Source organism: Stutzerimonas stutzeri (assembly GCF_024448985.1).
GTDB lineage: Bacteria > Pseudomonadota > Gammaproteobacteria > Pseudomonadales > Pseudomonadaceae > Stutzerimonas > Stutzerimonas stutzeri_AP.
Genome location: NZ_JAMOII010000018.1, coordinates 52,819 through 68,070, shown reverse-complemented (window position 1 = coordinate 68,070; position 15,252 = coordinate 52,819). Strand labels below are relative to the sequence as shown.

Annotated in this window: 17 protein-coding genes; 13 read left to right on the top strand and 4 right to left on the bottom strand. The window is 61.2% G+C overall.

Going from position 1 to position 15,252, the window contains the following annotated elements; genetic code table 11:
* A partial coding sequence (locus NA647_RS16425) for a class I adenylate-forming enzyme family protein (RefSeq protein ID WP_256058669.1) occupies window positions 1-833 on the bottom strand: 833 nt, incomplete at its 3' end.
* Window positions 834-1,065: 232 nt separating this feature from the next.
* On the opposite strand from NA647_RS16425, the gene NA647_RS16420 reads away from it, so the two are divergent.
* The gene (locus NA647_RS16420; protein ID WP_256058668.1) at window positions 1,066-1,377 is read left to right on the top strand and encodes a hypothetical protein; all 312 of its coding nucleotides are present in this window, start codon (window positions 1,066-1,068) and stop codon (window positions 1,375-1,377) included.
* A gap of 255 nt (window positions 1,378-1,632) precedes the next feature.
* On the opposite strand, the gene NA647_RS16415 is transcribed toward NA647_RS16420, so the two are convergent.
* The 3 genes from NA647_RS16415 to NA647_RS16405 all read right to left on the bottom strand — a co-directional run bounded on the left by NA647_RS16415 (window position 1,633) and on the right by NA647_RS16405 (window position 3,458).
* Window positions 1,633-2,436 carry an OmpA family protein gene (locus tag NA647_RS16415; RefSeq protein WP_256058667.1) on the bottom strand — a complete coding sequence of 268 codons (804 nt, stop codon included), beginning with the start codon at window positions 2,434-2,436 and terminating at the stop codon, window positions 1,633-1,635.
* Between the two features lie 41 nt (window positions 2,437-2,477).
* Complete coding sequence (locus NA647_RS16410; RefSeq protein ID WP_256048008.1) at window positions 2,478-2,873, bottom strand: DUF4398 domain-containing protein; 396 nt, start codon at window positions 2,871-2,873, stop codon at window positions 2,478-2,480.
* A 243-nt stretch (window positions 2,874-3,116) separates the two neighbouring features.
* Window positions 3,117-3,458, bottom strand: a complete 342-nt coding sequence (locus NA647_RS16405; protein WP_256058666.1) for a pilin assembly protein — start codon at window positions 3,456-3,458, stop codon at window positions 3,117-3,119.
* A gap of 198 nt (window positions 3,459-3,656) precedes the next feature.
* Between NA647_RS16405 and ppc the strand changes: the two genes are divergently transcribed.
* From ppc to NA647_RS16345, 12 genes are all read left to right on the top strand, one after another.
* Window positions 3,657-6,284 carry a phosphoenolpyruvate carboxylase gene (ppc, locus tag NA647_RS16400; RefSeq protein ID WP_256058665.1) on the top strand — a complete coding sequence of 876 codons (2,628 nt, stop codon included), beginning with the start codon at window positions 3,657-3,659 and terminating at the stop codon, window positions 6,282-6,284.
* A 254-nt stretch (window positions 6,285-6,538) separates the two neighbouring features.
* Window positions 6,539-7,186, top strand: coding sequence for an adenylate kinase (adk, locus tag NA647_RS16395; RefSeq protein WP_256058664.1), 648 nt, complete (start codon window positions 6,539-6,541; stop codon window positions 7,184-7,186).
* A gap of 139 nt (window positions 7,187-7,325) precedes the next feature.
* On the top strand, window positions 7,326-8,003 hold the full coding sequence (gene tsaB / locus NA647_RS16390) for a tRNA (adenosine(37)-N6)-threonylcarbamoyltransferase complex dimerization subunit type 1 TsaB (protein ID WP_256058663.1): 678 nt from the start codon (window positions 7,326-7,328) through the stop codon (window positions 8,001-8,003).
* Window positions 8,004-8,063: 60 nt separating this feature from the next.
* Complete coding sequence (locus NA647_RS16385; RefSeq protein ID WP_256058662.1) at window positions 8,064-8,426, top strand: hypothetical protein; 363 nt, start codon at window positions 8,064-8,066, stop codon at window positions 8,424-8,426.
* Between the two features lie 15 nt (window positions 8,427-8,441).
* On the top strand, window positions 8,442-9,305 hold the full coding sequence (locus tag NA647_RS16380; RefSeq protein WP_256058661.1) for a DUF72 domain-containing protein: 864 nt from the start codon (window positions 8,442-8,444) through the stop codon (window positions 9,303-9,305).
* A gap of 65 nt (window positions 9,306-9,370) precedes the next feature.
* Window positions 9,371-10,063, top strand: a complete 693-nt coding sequence (locus NA647_RS16375; protein WP_256058660.1) for an extensin family protein — start codon at window positions 9,371-9,373, stop codon at window positions 10,061-10,063.
* A 55-nt stretch (window positions 10,064-10,118) separates the two neighbouring features.
* A complete protein-coding gene (locus tag NA647_RS16370; RefSeq protein ID WP_256058659.1) occupies window positions 10,119-10,901 on the top strand; it encodes a class I SAM-dependent methyltransferase in 783 nt (260 codons plus the stop codon).
* Window positions 10,902-11,128: 227 nt separating this feature from the next.
* On the top strand, window positions 11,129-11,548 hold the full coding sequence (locus tag NA647_RS16365; protein ID WP_256058658.1) for an HPF/RaiA family ribosome-associated protein: 420 nt from the start codon (window positions 11,129-11,131) through the stop codon (window positions 11,546-11,548).
* A gap of 319 nt (window positions 11,549-11,867) precedes the next feature.
* Window positions 11,868-12,128, top strand: a complete 261-nt coding sequence (locus NA647_RS16360; protein ID WP_256058657.1) for a hypothetical protein — start codon at window positions 11,868-11,870, stop codon at window positions 12,126-12,128.
* Window positions 12,129-12,325: 197 nt separating this feature from the next.
* Window positions 12,326-12,577, top strand: coding sequence for a DUF2789 domain-containing protein (locus NA647_RS16355; RefSeq protein WP_256058656.1), 252 nt, complete (start codon window positions 12,326-12,328; stop codon window positions 12,575-12,577).
* Window positions 12,578-12,706: 129 nt separating this feature from the next.
* Window positions 12,707-14,293 carry a catalase gene (locus NA647_RS16350; RefSeq protein ID WP_256058655.1) on the top strand — a complete coding sequence of 529 codons (1,587 nt, stop codon included), beginning with the start codon at window positions 12,707-12,709 and terminating at the stop codon, window positions 14,291-14,293.
* A 123-nt stretch (window positions 14,294-14,416) separates the two neighbouring features.
* Complete coding sequence (locus NA647_RS16345) at window positions 14,417-15,238, top strand: inositol monophosphatase family protein (protein WP_256058654.1); 822 nt, start codon at window positions 14,417-14,419, stop codon at window positions 15,236-15,238.
* Window positions 15,239-15,252: the final 14 nt, after the last annotated feature.

Here is a 15,252-nt window from a genome sequence, read left to right as displayed (position 1 = left end):
TCGTAGTCGCTGAAATCTGGCCGCGCCATGATGCGCTGGTACTGCACCGGCACGAGCATGGTATGGGTGACGCTGTGCTGCTGCGCCAGTCGCAGATACGCGCCGGCTTCGAACTTGCTCATCAGCACGACCGTGCCGCCAAGCGCCAGCGTCGGCAGAAAGGCGACCAGCGTGGTATTGGAATACAGCGGCGTGGAAATCAGCGTGGTGGCGTCGACGCCATAGTCGTAGGCGGCGCTGCGACGGACATGCGCCCAACGCATGGCGTGGGATTGCACGATGCCCTTGGGCTCGCCGGTTGTACCGGATGAATATATGACGTTGAACGCCCAGCTCGGCTGGATCGCGACCGGTTCCGGAATCGCGTCGCTCAGCCATTCGGACAGCCCGTTCGCAGCTGTCTGATCCAGTCGCAAGACGGGGCAGGGCAGTTGCGCCGAGACCGGCTCCAGGTGCTGCGCCGATGGTGCGTCGACGAACAATAGCCGGGCCGAGGCGTCCGTCAGCATGGTCAGCAGGCTTTCGGCACTGGCGGACGGTGCCAGCGGGGCTACCGCGACGCCAGCGCGCAAGGCTCCGAGAAACACAATCGCGTACTCAATGGAGTTGAGTGCGCAAATTGCAATGGCATCACCTGGCCCAACTTCGTCGCGCTGTAACGCGGCGGCCACCTCGCTCATGCGAGCGTCGAGCTGGGCGAAGTTCAGGCTGCGGGTTTCCTGGATCAGCGCGGCATGGTCTGGCTGGTGTGCCGCCCAGTGCGCGATGAGGTCGGGGATGGCCGCAAAGACTTGGTCGAGATCGAAGGCATCGGGACGGGCGAGAGTATTCATGGCTGCTCGGTCGGACGGAAGAAAGCAGTTCAACCTTCAGCTGTAATCGCATCAGCGGGAAGTGCTATTCGCTACGCTAATGGCAGGTAATCAGCTGCGGGAAATCTTGCTGGCAGAACGACAGTTCTACGCGTGCTTTATCCAGCCACGTCGCACTGTCCAGCGGTATGTCTTCTCCACCTCTGCGTTAATTTTGCGACAATGCGGCATTTCAAATCAGGCGAGCCCGCCCATGTCCGAACGTAACCCCATCCCGCTGATCCTCACCGCCATCGGCAGCGTCATCGGCACCGTCGCGGTGCTTTCCTATTACGGCTACGTGCATGTCGCCAAGCCTGAAGATGCGCTGCTGCTGGCCGACTACACCATGCTCAAGACCATTCCTGGCGAAGACTACCGCGTCTCGCTCAACCCTGCGCCGCAAGTGGCGGAGTGCATCGATGGGGTGCTGGTGCTGTTCGACACGGAGCAGAAGGGCCTGACCGGTGTGCTGGTGGATAATCGTAAGCGTGCGATTCGTTGCATGAGCCAGCAAGTCCGATGAGTGAGGCACCGGCAACTCAGCAGTGATGCTTAGGGATGTGCTCAGTAAAGTCTTGCGAACAGCGCCAGCCTCGCCGATCAGGTGACGAGTCGCTTCAACCGGCTACCTATATGTATGAGTGGCACACTTAAGAAGGCAATCTGAGTGCATTGGCCGCACACGGCTTAGCGCTTGTTAGGGGAGTGGGGCGAAGCTTAGATGTAACAGCAGCCTGAAGCCCGCCACGAGGGCGGGCGTACTGTCAGGCAAAGGCGATCACTCCATAGACGAACGTGGCGCGACGCGCTGGTTGTCATTGGAAATGGTCACTTCGACGCGGCGATTCATCGCCCGGCCTGACGGTGAGCTATTACTTGCCACCGGATACTCCTTACCGTAGCCAACCGTCTGGATGCGCTGTGGATCTACGCCCGCATGAGTCAGGGCGCGCTGGACAGCTCTGGCGCGGCGCTCGGACAACTGTTGGTTGTAGCTGGCCGCGCCGGTGCTGTCGGTGTAGCCCTCGACCACAACCTTGCGTTCTGGATTCTCATTGAGGAAATCGGCGAGTTTCTGGATGCCACGCATTCCGGATGGCTTGAGTTCGGCCTTGTCCAGGTCGAACAGCACATCACCGAACGTCACCAGGGTGCCGCGCTCGGTCTGCTTGGCTTGTAGGTCCTGCTGCAGTTTGCGGATTTCGTCCTGCTGACGCTTGAGCTGTTGCTCGCGCGATTCGAGGCGGGCTTCGGCGCGCTTGGCGGAGGCTTTCTCGATTTCCTGCTCGGCGGTACGCAGCGCGATGGTCTGCTCGGCGAGCTCGATTCGTCGCTGGGTCAGATAGGCGAGCTGATCGACCTTTTCTTCGTCCGCATCGTTCAGGTAAGCCTGGTTGGCTTTCTCCAGCATTTTGCCGGCGTCTTCGGTTTCAAGTGCGGCCAGTTTGGCTGAGCGGGCGTCGGCCTGCAGCTGTGAATACTGCCCGCGCGCCTGCTCGAGGTTCTGGTTGGGCTGCGAGGAGCAGGCGGCCAAGCCGATGGTCATGGCCAGCACGGTGGGGAGCGTCAGTAATTTATTCATAACGAATCATCCTGTCTTGAAGGCGTGGGAATGAAGGGTGATCACTGGGTGCCGCGCATGCTTTCTTCGCGCAGCTCCTGGATTCCCCGGTTGGCGTCCTCCACAGCCTTCTGCGCCTTGGCGGCCTGGGCCTTGCGCTCAGCGACGCGAGCGTCCCACTCGGCTTGCTGGGCCAGTTTGCGCGCTTCGTCGTAATTTTCCTTCTGCATGGCCAGCTCGGCCTGCTTCCATTTTTCCTGCGCGTTGCGCATTTCAACGGCGGCGTACTCAGTGCCGCCCGCGCTTACGGCGCTACGCACCGCGGATTCGGTCACGGCGAACTGTTCGTTCGGTGGATTGCCGGCACAACCAACCAGCAGTAGGCCGCCTAATGCAACGGCTGCCAGCTTGGGTAACTGAGATCGCAATAGAGGACTTTCGATGGTGTTCATTTTCATGGCCAGTCTCCAGTGGAAGATCAGGGAACAGTGCCCACAGGGGCCTTACAAAAAGGGCCGCCAATCACGACGGGCATATTTTTGTGAGGCCAGCGGAGCTCAATCGTTCCAGCGAAAATGCGAACGAAACCGCTGGATAGTGCTTTTTAGGGCCTTCTACGCCGCCGAAGGATTGGGCAAGGCGCCGCCCAGCGTCGCCTTGCCGCAGGTTTGCGAGCGCCGCAGCGTGCATGCGGGGCTCTGTCAAGAACGCTCCGCCTGCTCGGCGAGCAAGCGCTCGAGATGCTTGCGCGAGAGGGCGAGAAAACGCGGCGTCGGGCCGATGTCCTCAAAGATCGGGTCGCCTTGCTCGTCGGTCGCAATTACCTTGGCGCCTTGTTGATAGGGAAGGCTGGTCTCGATGGCTTCGAGCGCGGCGCCGACGAGTTCTCCAAGCAGCTCTTCGGTACTGCGCTTGGGATACATTTCCGCCAGCGCTGCCAGCCGTGCGGCACTTTCGACGTCCAGGGGAATACTGTATTGCGTACTGCTCATGCGACCGGTGGCGCTACTTTCCCACTCACGGACCAGTTCTGAAATTTTCATCTTGTTCCATCCTTACGCCCGCGGTGGCGAGCGATATCTGCGTGGAGTGCGAGCGGCCGTCGAACTGGATTTTTCGCTACGCCTTGTCTTCGACGGAGACGCTGGGCACTCTGTTTGGAGGGTTCTAACAGGTAGCCGTTCAGCAATCGGTCGCATATCGAAAGGCGCTTTCGGTGATGCGACCCGGGAGACAGGACCATGGCGAAGATCGACGCGCGACTGCGCGAAAATGTTCATCTGCTCGGCGAGCTGCTGGGCAACACCATTCGCGAGCAGCACGGCGATGCCTTCTTCGACAAGATCGAACGCATCCGTAAAGGCGCCAAGGGTGCCCGACGTGGGTCAGATGACGATGCGCGGTTGCTGCAGGAAACCCTTGATGGGCTGGCCGACGATGAATTGCTGCCAATGACCCGCGCCTTCAACCAGTTCCTCAATCTAGCCAACATCGCCGAGCAGCATCACCAGATCCGCCGTCGCCGACCCGGCGAGCCGGCGCCTTTCGAGGCCGGTGTGCTGAGCGGGCTGCTCGAGCGGCTCAAGGGCGAGGGCTTCGCTCAGGAATTCGTGGCGCGGCAAGTGGGCCGACTGGATATCGAACTGGTGCTGACCGCCCATCCGACGGAGGTGTCGCGGCGCACCCTGATCCAGAAATACGACGCCATCGCAGAACAGCTGGCGGCGCGTGACCACACCGATCTCGGCGCGGCGGAGCTGGCGCAGATCGAGCTACGCCTGCAACGACTGATCGCCGAAGCCTGGCATACCGAGGAGATCCGCCGCAGCCGTCCGACGCCAGTGGAAGAGGCCAAGTGGGGCTTCGCCGTAATCGAAAACTCGCTCTGGCAGGCGCTGCCCAATGTGCTGCGACAAACCGATCAGGCGCTGTGCCACAGCACCGGCCTGCACTTGCCGCTGGACGCCGCGCCGATCCGTTTCGCCTCCTGGATGGGCGGCGATCGCGACGGCAACCCCAACGTGACGGCGAAAGTGACCCACGAGGTGCTGACACTGGCGCGCTGGATGGCGGCTGACCTGTTCCTGCGCGATATCGAGGGGCTGATCACCGCGCTGTCGATGCAGACCGCCAGCGTAGAGCTGCTGCGTCACAGCGGCGAGTCGGCCGAGCCCTATCGCGAACTGCTCAAGCGGCTGCGTGGACGATTGCAGGCCACGCGCGACTGGGCCGGTTGCCCTGATCAACCGGCATCGCCGGCCGTGTTACAGGACACCCGCGAGCTGCGCGAACCGTTGGAGCTCTGCTACCACTCGCTGCACGCTTGCGGCATGGGCGTGATCGCCGATGGCGCCTTGCTCGATACCTTGCGGCGGGTTGCCGCGTTCGGCCTGTTTCTGGTGCGCCTCGATATCCGCCAAGACTCCGCTCGGCATGTCGCGGCCCTGGCTGAAATCACCGACTATCTCGGCATCGGTCGTTACGACCAGTGGGACGAGCAGCAGCGCCTGGATTTCCTGCAACGCGAACTGAACAATCGCCGTCCGTTGTTGCCTCCGCATTTTCAGCCTTCGGAGGAGACCGCCGAAGTGCTGGCAACCTGTCGCGTGGTGGCTCAGGCGCCGGCTGCGTCGCTTGGCTCCTATGTCATCTCCATGGCTCGCGGCGCGTCGGATGTGCTGGCAGTTCAGTTGCTGCTGAAAGAGGCGGGGCTGCAGCGGCCGATGCGCGTCGTACCGCTGTTCGAAACGCTCGATGATCTGAACAATGCCGGCCCCACGATCGATCGCTTGCTGGGTCTGCCGGGTTATCGCCAGCGCCTGCACGGCCCGCAGGAAGTGATGATCGGCTATTCGGATTCCGCCAAGGACGCCGGAACCACCGCCGCGGCCTGGGCGCAGTACCGCGCGCAGGAAAGCCTCGTCGATATCTGCCGCGAGCATCAGGTCGAGTTGCTGCTGTTCCATGGCCGTGGAGGCACGGTTGGCCGTGGCGGCGGGCCGGCTCATGCGGCGATCTTGTCCCAGCCGCCTGGGTCGGTGGCGGGGCGCTTCCGCACCACCGAGCAGGGCGAGATGATACGTTTCAAGTTCGGGCTGCCGGATATCGCCGAGCAGAATCTCAGCCTGTATCTGGCTGCGGTCCTGGAAGCGACCCTGCTGCCACCACCGATGCCCGAGCCGGATTGGCGCGAAACCATGGATCAGCTGGCTGCGGCAGGCGTCGAGGCCTACCGCGGCGTGGTTCGCGATCATGCGCAGTTCGTCGACTACTTCCGACAGGCCACGCCCGAGCAGGAACTGGGGCGTTTACCGCTGGGCAGCCGGCCGTCGAAGCGCCGCGAAGGGGGCGTCGAGAGTTTGCGTGCCATTCCGTGGATATTCGCCTGGACTCAGACGCGGCTGATGTTGCCCGCCTGGCTGGGCTGGGAGCAGGCGCTAGAGGCTGCGCTGAAGCGCGACGAAGGTGATCGGTTGACGCTGATGCGCCAGCGCTGGCCCTTCTTCAGCACACGCATCGACATGCTCGAGATGGTCTTGGCCAAGACGGATGCGGAGATCGCCAGTCGCTACGACGAGCGGCTGGTCGAGGCGCAATTGCAGTCGCTGGGGCACGATTTGCGTGACAGATTGTCGCAGGCCGTGGCCGCTGTACAGCGTATGACTGGTCAGTCCGAGCTGCTTGCGCACAGTCCTGCGACCCTCGAAGCCTTCAGTCTGCGCAACACCTATCTCGATCCTCTGCATCTGATGCAGATCGAATTACTGGCCCGTTCACGACAGCAACGCGCCCCGGCGGAAAGCCCGTTGGAGCAAGCCCTGTTGGTCAGCGTCGCCGGGATTGCAGCGGGGCTGCGTAACACCGGCTGAATGCATACGAGGTCGGTTGGATGTGTCGATCCGACGTCGTTTCGACCCGATAGGGACGGTTTTCCGTCTCCATTCTCCGGAGTGCGGTTCGCCAAACAAGGCCCATGGGCGCCGCTTGTCTGCGTTCTATGCGCTGTGTATCGTGTTCAACCTTTTGTCGCATGGCGACAGGCCAGATTTTTTGATTCGCCAGCGGTAGGGTTGCAGACCAACGATCCTGGCGGCATCCCTTTGCAAACTTTGAGGACTCATCCATGCGCGTAATTCTGCTGGGAGCACCCGGTGCCGGGAAAGGCACACAGGCCCGCTTCATTACCGAGAAGTTCGCCATCCCGCAAATTTCCACCGGTGACATGTTGCGTGCCGCAGTCAAGGCGGGCTCGCCGCTTGGCCTGCAGGTCAAGGACGTGATGGACAGCGGCGGCCTGGTTTCCGATGAGATCATCATTGCGTTGATCCAGGAGCGTCTGCAGCAGGCCGATTGCGCCAACGGCTTCCTCTTCGATGGCTTCCCGCGCACCATTCCGCAAGCCGAAGCGCTGCGTGATGCCGGCGTGAAGCTGGACCACGTGCTGGAAATCGCCGTGGATGACGAAGAAATCGTGGGCCGCCTGTCCGGTCGTCGCGTGCATCCGGCTTCGGGTCGCATCTATCACACTGAGCACAACCCGCCGAAAGTGGCTGGCGTCGACGACGTCACCGGTGAAGAGCTGGTTCACCGCAAGGACGATCTGGAAGAAACCGTTCGCCATCGCCTGAGCCTCTACCACTCGCAGACCAAGCCGCTGGTGGCGTTCTACCAGAACCTTGCAGCTGCTGAAGGCACCCCCAAGTGCAGCCGCGTCGAAGGTGTTGGCTCGGTGGAAGAAATCACTGCCAAGGTGCTAGCTGCGCTCAGCTGATTTCACCAGGCAAACAAAACGGCCCGCTTGCGGGCCGTTTTGTTTTACCGCATTCACGCCGAGCCGAATTGTCCATAACGGAACTGGCAGCCCACAGCTGTTACAATCGCCGCCTTTTTTTGACTGATCGGAACCGCCAATGACCACGCTGCTGGCCCTGGATACCGCCACCGAAGCCTGCTCCGTCGCGCTGCTGCATGACGGCCGCGTGCTGAGCCATTACGAGGTGATTCCGCGGCTTCATGCGCAACGGCTACTGCCCATGATCCAGACGCTGCTGGCTGAGGCGGGCATTGCCTTGTCAGCGGTCGATGCGCTGGCATTCGGTCGTGGTCCCGGCGCCTTTACCGGAGTGCGGATCGCGGTTGGCGTGGTACAGGGCCTGGCGTTCGCACTAGAGCGTCCAGTGCTGCCGATTTCGACGCTCGCTACGATCGCTCAGCGGGCGCAACGTGAGCATGGCGCGGAGCAGGTGGCGGTCGCCATCGATGCACGTATGGATGAAGTCTACTGGGGCTGTTATCGCGCCGATCAAGGCGAGATGCAGCTGGCCGGGATCGAAGCCGTACTGCCTCCGGAACAGGTCAGCTTGCCGCGTAATGGCTCCGGTAACTGGTTCGGTGCCGGCACGGGCTGGCGCTACGCTGGGCGTCTTGCCGTCCAGCCCGCAATGGTCGATGCCTCGCTGCTGCCGCATGCTGAGGATCTACTGCACCTCGCCAGTTTTGGCTGGCAGCGCGGGGAAGCGGTGGAAGCCGATCAGGCCCAGCCAATTTACCTGCGTGACAACGTCGCCACGCCGAAGGCCGCACGGTGACGAACGGAATTGCCAATCCCGAGGCGGCTCGCTAGAGTCGACATCACTTCGTATAGGTGAATGATGCGCCTCAACGGTTTTACCCCTTCCGCTTATCCCATCGAGTACGTTCCCCAGCGGGAAAACGTGCCGGTGCCCTATCGCGAAAGCGAAAAGGCGGTTGAGCAGGCGCGCCAATCAATCATTTCGCCAGCCGATCAGGACGGCCCCACTTACGAACATCTCGTTCGACGTCCGCAAAACGAGCCCACCGACTACACCTCGGTCGTCCCCGGTGACTTCATGCCGTCGCGCTTCGAAGCCATGATGGAGCGCCCGTTGACCAGCCGCGCGACCCAGGCGCTGCAGAGCTATGGCACCACTGCGAGCTTCAGTGCCGATCTCGATGCGCACGAAGTACTCGGCCTGGATCTCTACGCCTAAGGCGTCGCGCATCGCGTGGATCTTCCCTACTTTCTCGGCTGCCCTTCCTGGAACGAGGCTGCCTGGCGTGGATCGCTTTATTCGTCAGGATTGCCTGCGTCCGAATTCATTGCACGCTATTGCTCAGTCTTCAACACCGTCGAGGGCAACACGACGCTTTATGCCTGGCCGTCGGAGCAAAAGATCGAGCGCTGGGCCGCGCTGATGCCCGAAGGCTTTCGCTTCTGCGCCAAGCTGCCGCGCGAGATCAGTCAAGCGTCGGACCTTCGTGACGTACTGGATCTGGTCATGTCGTTCCGTTCGCTGCTAGCGCCGCTGGGCCAGCGGGTCGCCCCGTTCTGGTTGCAGCTGCCGGCCACGTTCGGCCCGGCTCGTCTCGGTGAGCTGGAGCAGGTGATCGAGATCCTGAATCGACCTCTTGCTGTGGAAGTGCGCCACACCGCCTTCTTTGCCAAGGGTGAGGAGGAGCGCGCGCTGAACCGGTTGCTGCATGGGCGGGGCGTGGAGCGTATCTGCATGGACACACGTGCGCTGTTCAGCTGCCAGTCACGCGATCCAGCGTTGCTTCATGCGCAAAGCAAGAAGCCGCGGCTTGCGGTGCGGCCCGCAGCGTTCAGTCAATCTCCGCAGGTACGCTTCGTCGGACATCCCGAGCTGGAGGCGAATGACTGCTTTCTCACGCCGTGGCTGGACAAAGTTGCAGATTGGATCGAGGCGGGCAAACAACCGCATGTCTATCTGCATACGCCGGATAACCGTCTGGCGCCGGATCTAGCCATGCGTTTTCACGATCAGCTCGCTCAGCGTCTGCCAGGTCTGCCACCGCTGGCAGTGCCTGCGATGCAGAGCGAGTCGCAGCTTTCGCTGCTGGGCGACTGACTGTGATGCGCTTTGCGTGACGAAGCGGACTGCAACCTTGAATCGCTCGCGTTGCCAAAGCCAGCATGACGTTTGGCCGCTTCTTCCTATTGGTTCTGCTCGCGCTCGCCGGGTTCGTTTACGCGGTGTGGCGTGGTCACGTCGACGTTCCGTCGAAGTGGAATCCATGGGCACCGCTGGACATCCGTGAGACGCCGAACCTACTGACCCCCTACAAGCTGCAGCGCCTGCAAAACGACCGCGCGCTTTGCGAACAGGCACTGACCACCTCCGATCTGAATTACGTTGCAGTCCCCGACAGCACGCCGCAACCTGGCTGTCCGGTTGAAAACGCGGTGCGCGTCACCGGCTCGGCGGTGCGCTTCAATGGCGCGTTTCTAGCGACCTGCCCCTTGGCTGCGGCCTACGCGCTGTTCGAGCGGCATGGGCTGCAGCCAGCGGCGCAGCAGGTGTTCGGCCAGCCGGTGGTGCGTGTCGACCACTTCGGCAGCTTCGCCTGCCGCAATATCGCGCGCAGCAACAGACGCAGCCAGCATGCCTCGGCCAACGCGCTAGATCTGGCTGGGTTCAGATTGCAGGACGGCACACGCATAACCGTCGCGCGCGACTGGAACGGCGATGACGACAAGGCGCGCTTCCTGCGCCAAGTAAAGGCAGCTGCCTGCGATGCGTTCAAGATCACCCTGAGCCCCGAATACAACGCCGCTCACCATGATCATTTCCACGTCGATATGGGCGGTTTCGGCATGTGCCGCTGAGGCGTGCCGGCATCGCCTCTGGCAAAATGCAGCGTTTCCGTCTTCCGAGCTCCGTATGACAGCCTCATCCCCGTTGGTCCGTGTCGAAGCCCTTGCCCCCGAGTTCGTCGAGCAGGCGCACGCCTGGGCCTCGCGGTTGGGCTTACCGACGCAAGCGGACGAGGCGGAATTCGTTCTGCAGCTGGGTGAGGGCGGTTTGCAATTGCAGCTGCTCGGCCCGCAGGCGCCGGGGCCGGTGCGAGTGGATTTCATCGAAGGCGGCGCCGCGCATCGCCGGCAATTCGGTGGCGGCAGCGGACAGATGATCGCCAAGGCGGTCGGGATTCAGCCCGGCATTCGGCCCAGCGTACTGGATGCGACCGCCGGGCTCGGGCGCGACGCGTTCGTCTTGGCGACGCTGGGCTGCGAAATGCTGCTCTGCGAGCGTCAGCCACTGATCGCTGCACTGCTGGAGGATGGTTTGGCGCGAGCGCGAGACGATGCCGAGGTGCGTCCGATCGTCACGCGTATGCACCTGCTTCACGGCAACGCCATCGAGTTGATGAGCCAGTGGCAGGATGAGCTACCCCAGGTCATTTATCTTGACCCGATGTTTCCGCACCGGGAAAAGAGCGCGCTGGTGAAAAAGGAGATGCGCCTATTTCGCCCCTTCGTCGGTGACGACCTGGACGCCGGCGTGCTGCTGGAACAGGCGTTGGCGCTGGCCAGCCACCGCGTGGTGGTGAAGCGGCCGCGCAAAGCGCCCGCAATCGACGGCCCCAAGCCGGGCTACAGCCTGGAAGGCAAGTCCAGCCGTTATGACATCTATCCGAAGAAGAAGCTGTCCACCAGTCAGTGATTGCTCAACGAGCGTGCTGACTGCGCGTACTGCAGCACTTCGCTACGACCCTCTCCCTTGAGCCTGCGCGCTTCGCTGGCAGCGTTTCGCCGTACCGAAAATGCATCGGTCGAGCTTGCCATGCCGTTGCGTTGGCCTTGCTTAATATCGCCAACGGTGGCATTGCTAGTCCTGACCGTTGCAGCTGAACGGTGGTTTACCAGATCGCGTTGAAGGGAGAGCAATATATGCAAATCCAGGTACATAGCGATAAACACATCGAAGGAAGCGCTCGTCTCGTAGGCTGGGTCAGTGGCGCTGTTGCTGACAAGCTGGATCGATTCGACAACGACGTCACACGCGTCGTGGTGCACCTGAACGACGAAAACGGCGCCAAGGCCGGCGCGCAGGACAAGCGCTGCCAAATGGAGGCCCGGCCGAAAGGCCAGCAGCCGATTTCCGTCACGCACAAGGCGGCTTCGCTAGAATTGGCCGTCGATGGCGCCGTAGACAAGCTCAACAACGCCCTCAAGCATCAATTCGGCAAACTGCGCAGCAAACGTGCGACGGCGCCGACGCCCATCGAAGGCGAAACCCTCGAAGTACAGGACAGGGATGCGCTGCTCGCGGCGGACTTTCTTGCCGACGAGCAACTGCGTACCTCCTGACCAGCCGTGCCATGTGACTTTGGGCGGATAGCCTCATCGCATGGCCGCCATCGAAACAGCAGGCATCGCTCCGCGATGCCTGCTCCTCGCCTCAATTAGCGCTCGATCCCACCTAATCCCATCGCTGCCGATTGGCAATAACGCGACCACCGGGTCTATCGATCTCCGATGCCTGTGCTATACCCATTGAAGGTATCGCACGAGGGGCGCCGACGACCGGCGCGCGAGGCTCGTGGCGGACCTTGACGAGAGGGGGGCAATCGGCGCGTGGCGGCATCGCTTAGGAATTGCCACGGCCATCAGTTCAAGAGGTGACACCATGACCATGATGCAATGCGAATATCGCGATCACGTCATTACAGCTGAAGTAATGGAACATCCGGGCACACCGACTCCTTGGGCCGGCGGTTGCCGAATAAGCAACATGCAAGGACAAACCACCCGGCGTATGGCGCTACCTGTCGGCCACGCCTTCATGGCGGAACTTGAACAAGCCCAGCGGGCGTCTATCGCGCACGGCAAATGGCTGGTGGACCAGTACCTCAGTCAAGGACGAAATCTGTTCGACAAAGCGGCTTGATTCTATTTTTGCCTGCCGTGCCGCTCCTGGCACGACAGGCTTTTGTCGTCGCTCTGTTGCCAGTCCAAACCTGATGCTGAAGCGCCACCGCGACGCACTTCATTGAACTGTACATGCCCCGATCCTCTCTATTTAGAACATCCGGATCGCCAGCAAGGCGGCTCGGGACCCTCTAAGTAGCCCTGACGGAGCCCCTCATGGAATTACCCAATAAAGACCTCGGTACGCTTTTCGAACAGCTCGGTCTGCCCTCGGATCCGGCCAGTATCGATGAATTCATTGCCCGCCATCGGCCAATCCCCAACCACATGAAAGTCTCCGAAGCGCCATTTTGGAACGAAGCTCAGGGTTCGTTTCTCAAGGAGCAATTGATGGACGATGCCGAATGGGCGCCGGTCGTCGACGAGCTTAACGTGCGCCTGCATGAGCAAGGTGAAGAATTGTCCTGAACGGGCCCGGACCGATCGCAGGCTTCATCGACATAAGTTTGTCTATCGGTCCGATAGCTTCAGTCTTGCCGAGCCCCTCTCGGTAGGTGGCGCCTAATAAAGCTCATTCCCCCTGTTTCAGGAGCCGTCATGACCGATGAAAACAAGACCCTAACCACTCGGCAGGGCCATCCCGTCAGCGATAACCAGAGCCTGCGCAGCGTTGGCGAGCGCGGCCCCGCAACGCTGGAAAACTATCAATTCATCGAAAAGATCACTCACTTTGACCGCGAGCGGATTCCGGAGCGCGTCGTGCATGCCCGCGGGACTGCGGCGCATGGCTGGTTCGAACCTTATGGCAAAATTGGCGATGAGCCCGCCAGCAAGTACACCCGCGCCAAGGTGCTGACCAACACTGGCGTGCGTACTCCGGTTTTTCTGCGCTTTTCCACCGTGATCGGCGGTAAGGAATCACCGGAAACCGCCCGCGATCCGCGCGGCTTCGCCATCAAGTTCTACACTGAGGACGGCAACTGGGACCTGGTGGGCAACAACCTGAAGGTGTTCTTCATCCGAGACGCCATCAAGTTCCCGGACATGATTCATGCCTTCAAGCCGGATCCCATCTCAAATCGTCAGGAAGCCTGGCGCTTCTACGATTTCGTCCAGCATCACCCTGAAGCACTGCACATGGTCACCTGGGTCAAGAGCCCCTGGGGAATCCCAGCCGACTATCGGCACATGCAGGGCTCCAGCGTAAACACCTACAAGCTGGTCAATGACAAGGGCGAGGCGGTGCTCTGCAAGTTTTCCTTCGAGCCCAAGCTTGGCGTGAAGAACCTCACTGCACAGCAGGCCGCGGAGATTCAGATGAAGGATGTCGGCCACGCGACCCGCGACCTGTACGACGCCATCGAGCGCGGCGATTACCCCGAATGGGAAATGGCTGTGCAGATCATGTCCGACGATCCGCATGATCAACTCGACTTCGATCCGCTGGATGACACCAAGCGCTGGCCGGAGGACAAATTCCCGCTATTGCCTGTGGGACGTCTCGTACTCGATCGCAACCCCTCGAACTTCTTCGCCGAAGCCGAGCAGGCTGCCTTCGGCACCGGTGTGCTGGTGGACGGCATCGACTTTTCTGACGACAAGATGCTGCAGGGCAGAACGCTCTCGTATTCCGACACCCAGCGATATCGTGTCGGCGCCAATTACCTGCAGTTGCCCATCAATGCGCCGAAAAAGCCAGCGGCCACCAATCAGCGTGACGGGTCAATGGCGCACTTCGTCGATGGAGGCGGGGAAAATCCTCATATCAACTACGAGCCGAGCTCGCTGGGCGGCTTGAAAGAGGCACCGAAGCCGACTCACGATTACCACCAATGGGTTGAAGGGCACCTCGGTCGCTATCAGACCACCAAGGCCCAGGCGGACTATCGACAAACGGGTGAGCGCTACCGCAGCTTCGAAAGTTGGGAACGCGACGATCTGATCGCCAACATCACCGCTGACCTCAAGGAGTGCCCGGAACACATCTGCCTGCGGATGATCTGGCATTTCTGGCATTGCGATCCTGATTACGGTCAGCGTCTGGCTGACGGCGTCGGTGTCGACATCGAAAAGGCCAAGGCGCTACCACCCTTGGAAGGTCGCGCCGCCCCGGGCGAGGACCTGGCAGGATCGACTTACAGCAGCGGCGAATCGGAAGGTCGGAACAGGCACGACGAAGCGTAATGGGCGACTGGCGCGGCGACGACCATGGGTCGTTGTCGCGCCGCAGCATAGGCCTGTCGTCGCCGATTCACTAGAATTCGCTTTTTCGCGCAATCACTGCGCCTCTGCCTCGTAAGGACCAGCATGAGTTCGGAACCCTCCGCCTCCATTCTCGACATCGATGCACGTTATGCCCATGCCAAATCTTTAGCTCTGGAAGCCGCTCAGATGGGGCTTGAGTTCTACCGCAAGCGCGATGCGCTGGTCGTTGAGCACAAGGGGGACGATCTACAGGACGTGGTCAGCATCGCTGATAAGCAGATTGAGGCATTCATCCGGGAACGGCTGACACAGCTGTTTCCCGAGGATGGTTTTCTAGGTGAAGAGAGCGGTTCGGCCGACCTCAGCGCTCGCTGCGTCTGGGTCATCGACCCTATCGACGGCACCGCTTGCTTCGTCAATGGCCTGCACAATTGGTGTGTTTCCATTGGCCTGCTGATCGATGGTGAACCTCATCTCGGCGCCATTGCTGATCCTAATCACAATGAACTCTTCCACGGCTGCCTGGGCCGCGGTGCGTTCGTCAACGACACGCCATTGAAGGTGAGCGCCGCCACCCATGTCGGGCAGGGTGTGACTGCCACCGGTACTTTTCATCCACGTGGCAAGCAACACTTCATACCGTTCATGGAAAAGCTGCTTGCCGAAAACGGCATGTTTTTCCGCAACGGTTCGGGTGCGCTGATGACGGCCTATGTCGCAGCTGGCCGGCTGCTCGGTTATTACGAAACCGAGCTTAAAAGCTGGGACTGCATGGCCGGGCTGGTGCTGGTGAAAGAGGCGGGCGGTCGGGTGAACAATTTTTTCCGTAATGACGGGCTGTTGCTTGGCAACCCTTACCTGGTCGCCTGTCCGGGCGTCTATCCCCAGCTCGCGGAGATGATCGGTCCGTCGTTGGACGATTGATCAGCAGCCTCGGC

Excerpts from the sequence above, each read along its gene's own strand:
- NA647_RS16420 (WP_256058668.1), top strand. The coding sequence starts at position 1,066 with ATGTCCGAACGTAACCCCATCCCGCTGATCCTCACCGCCATCGGCAGC.
- NA647_RS16415 (WP_256058667.1), bottom strand. The coding sequence starts at position 2,436 with ATGAATAAATTACTGACGCTCCCCACCGTGCTGGCCATGACCATCGGC.
- NA647_RS16410 (WP_256048008.1), bottom strand. The coding sequence starts at position 2,873 with ATGAAAATGAACACCATCGAAAGTCCTCTATTGCGATCTCAGTTACCC.
- NA647_RS16405 (WP_256058666.1), bottom strand. The coding sequence starts at position 3,458 with ATGAAAATTTCAGAACTGGTCCGTGAGTGGGAAAGTAGCGCCACCGGT.
- ppc (WP_256058665.1), top strand. The coding sequence starts at position 3,657 with ATGGCGAAGATCGACGCGCGACTGCGCGAAAATGTTCATCTGCTCGGC.
- adk (WP_256058664.1), top strand. The coding sequence starts at position 6,539 with ATGCGCGTAATTCTGCTGGGAGCACCCGGTGCCGGGAAAGGCACACAG.
- tsaB (WP_256058663.1), top strand. The coding sequence starts at position 7,326 with ATGACCACGCTGCTGGCCCTGGATACCGCCACCGAAGCCTGCTCCGTC.
- NA647_RS16385 (WP_256058662.1), top strand. The coding sequence starts at position 8,064 with ATGATGCGCCTCAACGGTTTTACCCCTTCCGCTTATCCCATCGAGTAC.
- NA647_RS16375 (WP_256058660.1), top strand. The coding sequence starts at position 9,371 with ATGACGTTTGGCCGCTTCTTCCTATTGGTTCTGCTCGCGCTCGCCGGG.
- NA647_RS16370 (WP_256058659.1), top strand. The coding sequence starts at position 10,119 with ATGACAGCCTCATCCCCGTTGGTCCGTGTCGAAGCCCTTGCCCCCGAG.
- NA647_RS16365 (WP_256058658.1), top strand. The coding sequence starts at position 11,129 with ATGCAAATCCAGGTACATAGCGATAAACACATCGAAGGAAGCGCTCGT.
- NA647_RS16360 (WP_256058657.1), top strand. The coding sequence starts at position 11,868 with ATGACCATGATGCAATGCGAATATCGCGATCACGTCATTACAGCTGAA.
- NA647_RS16355 (WP_256058656.1), top strand. The coding sequence starts at position 12,326 with ATGGAATTACCCAATAAAGACCTCGGTACGCTTTTCGAACAGCTCGGT.
- NA647_RS16350 (WP_256058655.1), top strand. The coding sequence starts at position 12,707 with ATGACCGATGAAAACAAGACCCTAACCACTCGGCAGGGCCATCCCGTC.
- NA647_RS16345 (WP_256058654.1), top strand. The coding sequence starts at position 14,417 with ATGAGTTCGGAACCCTCCGCCTCCATTCTCGACATCGATGCACGTTAT.